The 6,199-nt window shown below is 42.7% G+C and carries 5 protein-coding genes and 1 riboswitch; of the genes, 2 read left to right on the forward strand and 3 right to left on the reverse strand.

Going from position 1 to position 6,199, the window contains the following annotated elements:
* Window positions 1-164 precede the first annotated feature (164 nt).
* A riboswitch (glycine riboswitch) is annotated at window positions 165-260 on the reverse strand.
* Window positions 261-417: 157 nt separating this feature from the next.
* Together FYJ75_RS07935 and FYJ75_RS07940 are read right to left on the reverse strand one after the other, a co-directional pair.
* Window positions 418-1,944: a 4Fe-4S dicluster domain-containing protein gene (locus FYJ75_RS07935; protein ID WP_154429921.1), complete on the reverse strand. Its 1,527-nt coding sequence runs from the start codon at window positions 1,942-1,944 to the stop codon at window positions 418-420.
* Window positions 1,941-3,623 carry a GGDEF domain-containing protein gene (locus tag FYJ75_RS07940; RefSeq protein ID WP_154429922.1) on the reverse strand — a complete coding sequence of 561 codons (1,683 nt, stop codon included), beginning with the start codon at window positions 3,621-3,623 and terminating at the stop codon, window positions 1,941-1,943. The genes FYJ75_RS07935 and FYJ75_RS07940 overlap by 4 nt, the downstream gene beginning before the upstream one ends.
* Window positions 3,624-3,871: 248 nt before the next feature.
* On the opposite strand from FYJ75_RS07940, the gene FYJ75_RS07945 reads away from it, so the two are divergent.
* Window positions 3,872-4,399, forward strand: a complete 528-nt coding sequence (locus tag FYJ75_RS07945; protein WP_154429923.1) for an ECF transporter S component — start codon at window positions 3,872-3,874, stop codon at window positions 4,397-4,399.
* Between the two features lie 541 nt (window positions 4,400-4,940).
* Here FYJ75_RS07945 and FYJ75_RS14590 read toward each other — a convergent pair.
* On the reverse strand, window positions 4,941-5,063 hold the full coding sequence (locus tag FYJ75_RS14590) for a hypothetical protein (protein ID WP_268878586.1): 123 nt from the start codon (window positions 5,061-5,063) through the stop codon (window positions 4,941-4,943).
* 178 nt (window positions 5,064-5,241) lie between these two features.
* Between FYJ75_RS14590 and FYJ75_RS07950 the strand changes: the two genes are divergently transcribed.
* Window positions 5,242-5,946, forward strand: a complete 705-nt coding sequence (locus FYJ75_RS07950; protein WP_154429924.1) for a Crp/Fnr family transcriptional regulator — start codon at window positions 5,242-5,244, stop codon at window positions 5,944-5,946.
* Window positions 5,947-6,199 lie beyond the last annotated feature (253 nt).

The raw sequence follows: 6,199 nt of genomic DNA on the forward strand, positions 1-6,199 counted from the left end.
ACTTTCCGGATCTCGTAATTGCGATACACAGAAAATGAATCTTACCTTGGTTCCAATTCATCCTGTGAAAGAAATATCCCATATATGGATTCCATATATGGGATAAGAAGATACGCACTTATTTCTGATAGAAACATTGGGTCCTGGCCCGATCTGTCACAAACTATATCTTCTCTGTCCTGTTGCCTGAGAGATTCATACGATTATGTATGTTGCACCTTCGGCCCCCGGTTCCATCGGGCGTCTCCAGAGAGTCGATCCATTTACAGTTGCACCGGAAATGCCGGCACCTGAGAGTTTTACTCCTTCGGCAGACTTACGTCGTTTTCCTGCAAACTTCATCTCGAAAATTGCTCTATTAAAAAATATAACGTTATTTTATTTACTTTTCAAGTTCTTTTTCTTTACTTTGTTAATTTAGTCTTCTACCAGCTTATCCAGTTCTTTTACATACTCTGTCTCACTGGATGTTTTATGATTAGCCTTGGCGGCATAAAGATTGACTGCTGTCTGGGATTTCTTGATTGGCTGCATGGTTCCGGCTCCAGCCACACATCCACCAGGACATGCCATTCCCTCAAGCAGATAGCCCGGATATTTGCCAAGTGTAGCCATTTTTAAAAGCATACGGCAATCCTTCAATCCTTCTGCATTCGCTACCTTGATCTCACGTTCCGGATGATCACGCTTGATTACATCCACAACGGCCTGTGCAACACCACCTGCAACCGCAAAATTTCTTCCGTCCGTAGAAGCATCATTTACACCGCCAGGATTCTCCTCCATCTCCTCGAGATTTACATCTTTTGCGTCAAAAATGCCTGCCATTTCCTCGAAAGTAAGTACAAAATCCACTTCACTGCGCACGCTCTTGCGCATTGCCTCCAGCTTCTTTGCTGCACATGGTCCTATAAATACCACCTTGGCATTTGGCGTATGTTTCTTGATCAGACGTGCAGTCAGTGTCATTGGCGTCAGTGCCATCGAGATACAGTTTGCATGATCCGGGAACAGTTTTTTCGCCATCATTGACCACGCCGGACAGCAGGAAGTTGCCATAAACGGAAGTTCTTCCGGAACTTCTTTCAGGAAATCCTCTGCCTCCTGTTTTGCACAAAGATCCGCTCCGATTGCAACCTCGAAAACATCTGCAAATCCAAGTGCCTGCATTGCTGCACGGAGTTTCTCCGGCGTCACCTTCGGTCCAAACTGACCTACAAATGCCGGTGCAACTGCTGCATATACCTTTTCTCCGGACTGGATTGCGCGGATTACCTGGAAGATCTGTGACTTATCAGCGATCGCACCAAACGGACAGTTTACAAGACACTGTCCGCAGGATACGCACTTATCATAATCAATATCTGCGCATCCATTCTCGTCGGATGAGATAGCATCCATTCCACATGCCTTTTTACATGGGCGCTCCTGAACGATGATTGCATTATACGAACATACACTTGCACATCTTCCACATTTGATGCACTTGTCCTGATCGATAATGGATCTTCCAGTTGTACGATCCAAAGATACCGCGCCCTTCGGACATACCTCCATACATGGATGTGCAAGACATCCCTGACAGCCGTCTGTTACATGCACACGCTTCTCCGGGCACGCATTGCATGCAAATTTGATTACATTGATCAGCGGTGGTGTGTAATAGGTCTCAGCCTTATCTGCCGCCTCGATTCCATCCGAAATCGGTGCATGCTCGGATGCCCCGCGGTTCTCAAGTCCCATTGCAAGACGAAGTCTTTCTCCTACGATTGCTCTCTCCAAAAATACATCATTACGGAAGTTTCCTTTTTCTCCCGGAATGATCGAATACGGAAGTTCCTCCATCTTCTTATCCACCGGCCATTCGGTATGGTAAGCCATGCTGGCCACTTCTTTAAAAATACGATGACGGATCTCCTGGATTCTGGTTTCTACGCCTCTCATTGTCTATTCCTCCCTGTATGATTTCTTTCTTCTTTCATTTTCATTTTGCATTGGTACATTGTTGCATCTGCGCTTTTAAATATGTCATCCATGTTCTTTGATACACCATGCTCCACACCGATCGCAACCTCGATTGGATACTCTGACTGGATCTGCTCCATATTCCGCAGAAAACTCTGGCATACTTTCTCAAACTGTTCCATTTCAATACCTTCTGCCAGTACACAGAATTCATCGCCACCAATCCGGTAACTCTTTCCAATCTGATCAAATGCCTGCTGCATCATCTCTCCAACTGTACAGATTGCCTGATCACCACTGGCATGTCCATACTGGTCATTAATGAATTTCAGACCATTCATATCAGCGACCATGACGATCACAGCGGTATTCTGCTGGCCTTCGAGCTTTGTTTTATCTGCCTCATACGCTGCACGGTTTGCCATTCCTGTCAATCCGTCTTTGTATGCCATTGCTGCCAGTGCTGCTGTCTCATAATCACCGGCACGAAGCTTTCTTCCCTCCTGCATCAGAGTGATGCCCAGATAACCAATAAATATCAAAAGTCCCATTCGCAGGATTACTCCGCTTTCGCCTCTATTGATCAGGAAAAATTGTATAAACTCACAGATCGTGCTGACGATCAGAATCCAGATCCCATGAATAAGCCTTCTGTCCTGAAACCTCTTTTTGCCTTTTCGCAGAGAAATCAGTGCAATAATAAAGCATACAAGACTTACCATAATATAGATCTGTACCGCGATCTGTGTACGGAACAGATATCCATGTCCGGTAATTGCAGCCAGTAACAGTGCAAGAACGATTGCAATCCCACTGTAATAAAGCAGCTTCATATATTTCTTTTCCCGGAATTCCTCGTAACTTAATAAAAACCGCACAATAAAAATCGGCATCAGGTCATAGGTAATATATTCAAAAAACGAATATACCGCAAGACGCGACATAAACAGCTGCAGGACATGGCTTTCCAACAGCATCCATGCCCCGACATCAATTGCAAAGAATCCAAGGAAACATAGCGAATCGGTTTTCTTCTGATGTTCAAAAAATGCCCCCATAAAAGCAAAATACAGACCGAGCAGAATCAAAAGCAGACTCTGTCCTGCCGCAAGTGCTCCATTCTCTAACACCATATAAAGGAAAGAGGATTCCGATCCCAGATAAACTGCCGGAAGATATCCCGAGACAGCGCTCTGTGCAAACATCGGCTGGATTTCAATCTTAAGTTCTTCTCCCTGCCATCCCGGTTTTAACCGGACACTGTTCCAAAATGAACCATACGCCAGAGGATACGGGGTTGTTGCTGCCTCTCCACTGTCATAGATCATTTCGCCCGCCTGATAAATCTTTATCCGGCTTTGTCTGGAGTACACTAAGATGCTATTGACGGAATACTCCGTCTTCTCCGGAAGCGTCGTCGTCATCGTAATGACTTCTTTTTCCGGGTTCTTAATGCTTCCCGGCAACGTCATGGTCTGTTTCTGACTACCCCATGATACGGTAAATTCATTCCGCATGCGGCTGGTTTCTTCTATATGAAATCCTCTTGTTGTTTTCGGTGCCAACACAAAGAGCAAAATAAAAATTACCAGAATAAAAACTCCCAGTATACCAAGTGGCAGATCTCTGTATTTCCGAGCTTTATCGTTTCTGTTCATATGGTTATCTCCCTTTGAAAGAATGATAAATTTTTCTCAAAACGTGTGATTTTATTATATCAAATCTGTCCTTATTCTTCTACCAGGTACACAAAAAAAAACAGTTCTTTTTCTGAATTTCTTATCTGACCTTATAAATTAACATCAAATTGATACTATTCATATGTTCAGATAAGTGTATACTTCTTGTCATATGAATTTTTGTAAAATTTATGTAAATTGTTTGTCAAAGAAGAGAGGAATTTATTATGAAAAACACATTATCTGTAAAAAACCTGACTCTGACAGCAATGTTCATGGCTTTGAACATTGCACTCAGTTCTTTTGGTGTTCCGGTTCCCGGCGGACATTTTTATCTGAATGACATCGTGATCTGTACTGCAGCAATTCTCTTAGATCCGTTCAGCGCATTTTTAGTTGGCGGCGTTGGCGCATTCCTTGGCGATCTGTTCTTCTATCCGCTTCCAATGTTCGTATCACTTGCAACTCACGGACTCCAGGCAATCGTGATCTCACTGTGTGCCCACAAGCTCAAGATGAAACAGGAAAAAACCGGTGCAATCATCGGCGTTGCAATCGGTGCAGTGATCATGGTTGTCGGATACAGCCTTGGAAGAGCATTCATCTACAGCACTCCGGAATATGCGATCCTGAAACTTCCATATCAGATCCTTCAGGCAGCTGTCGGAGCTATTGTATCCGTTATTTTATGCTACCAGTGCAAGATCCGCACGCTGTATCTGAATTCTTTCGCAGGTCAGGCGAAACAGGCATAAGTTTTATGACATTTTATTATCAGGATAACAATACTTACTAGCTGGCATACTTGCGAAGTACCTCCTGTCTATAAAAATGGGTAAAAAAAATGTTGGAGTAACGAATGATATTTGATATTCGTTACTCCAACATTTTTTGTTAATTTAAAATTATCGTTGCGTATGAGCAGTATACGCTTTATCACACGTTCGAAGCCCATCGATATGTTCAAACAAATCCGGTTTAATAGGGGTTCCTAATGGGTCTGGTATACCATCAACAAGAAGTGCCGTTTTCATATGTATATCTTAAACCAAAAACTCTAGGGTCCGGTCATTCCCATATACTGAGAAACGTACAACCTAGAGTATTATTAACACAGAACCTTTGCTACACGATTATAGTATACGTTGTACATAAATAAGTCGATACTGTTTTACGAATATTAATTAAATTTATTTCATCTTAAATAATGCCAAATAGAACCTACTATGGTCGAGTGAAAGAATGTCTTGCATCTCTTCCAGAATCCTGATTATCTTCTATCATTTTCAGACCCGATTAACAATAATATAGAAAAGACCGGAGTTTTGACCAGGATGTTTCATCCCAGTCGTGATCGAGTGCGATCGAATATACCGGCGCTTTACATTTTTCTTCCAGACCTCTCATCTCAAGAATCATCGCCGTATTCTCATAATCCTCAAAAAAGCTTCACTGTTGATGTTCCAATATCAATACCAAAATGTAACATATAAAATACGACCTCCGAAGATTGACTTTCCATATACGCAAACGTATAATCGTAGTTAGTTTAAATTAACCAATATTATATACAACTAATTCCAAGGAGGCAGTTGCCATGGCAACCAATACACTTTCTTTTGATTTGGATACCTATAAAAAATATCTCCGGAATTCCAGTCTTTTCCGTGGAATCCCGGAGGATAAATATCAGAACGTATTAAACTGTCTGCAGGCTAGAATCGAATATTATCCCGCCGGAACCCCTCTCGTCAATGCCGGTGACAGGGATTTCCGTGCCGGCGTGTTGTTGGAGGGCGGTCTTGAGGAATTTATCTATGACGAGAACGCCAATCCCGTCGTCATCAGCCATCTGAAAAGTGGCTCTGTCTTCGGTGCAGAACTCGCATGTGGCAATTCCCTTGCAAGCCAGTTTTATCTCGATGCCTCGGTTGATTCGAGAGTCCTTCTTCTGGATTTTCAGATTCTGCTCAATCCATCAACACTCACCTGTCCACACCGAATGCAGGTGACCGCCAATCTGCTCCAGGAATTTGCAATTCAGATTACTTTTTTTAATACGAAAGTGCGCATTCTGAGCCAGAAAAAACTCCGCGATAAGATCAAAGTCTACTTACAGACCCAGGAGATTTCCGAAGATGGAACGATCCAGCTTCCATTTTCAAGAAATAAACTGGCTGAATTCCTATATGTTGACCGGAGCGCCCTCTCCCGCGAACTTTGCCGGATGCGCGACGAAGGCGTTTTAGCATTTTCCGGTTCCAAAATCACCATGCTGGATCATTATTTTCTTGCTGGATAAATACGCTTATAGAGAAAAATCAACAAATGTTGCCATAGCAACCGACAGAGGCATGTGATTTCGTTAGAATGTTCAATCGTAAGTTAGTTTTATCTAACTGCGGGTAAAGTATTTAAACCAAAACATGGTAGTGTCAAATAAGATATGAAAAAACTGAGTTAAAAAATTAGGCTCAGATGAACCTTGAAAATTGTAGATATTAGAGGTTGTGGCAGACGTCCGCCACCCTTGACAGCACGAAAAAGAACTGCTG

Origin of the sequence: Roseburia porci, from assembly GCF_009695765.1 — a bacterium.
Classification (GTDB): domain Bacteria; phylum Bacillota; class Clostridia; order Lachnospirales; family Lachnospiraceae; genus Roseburia; species Roseburia porci.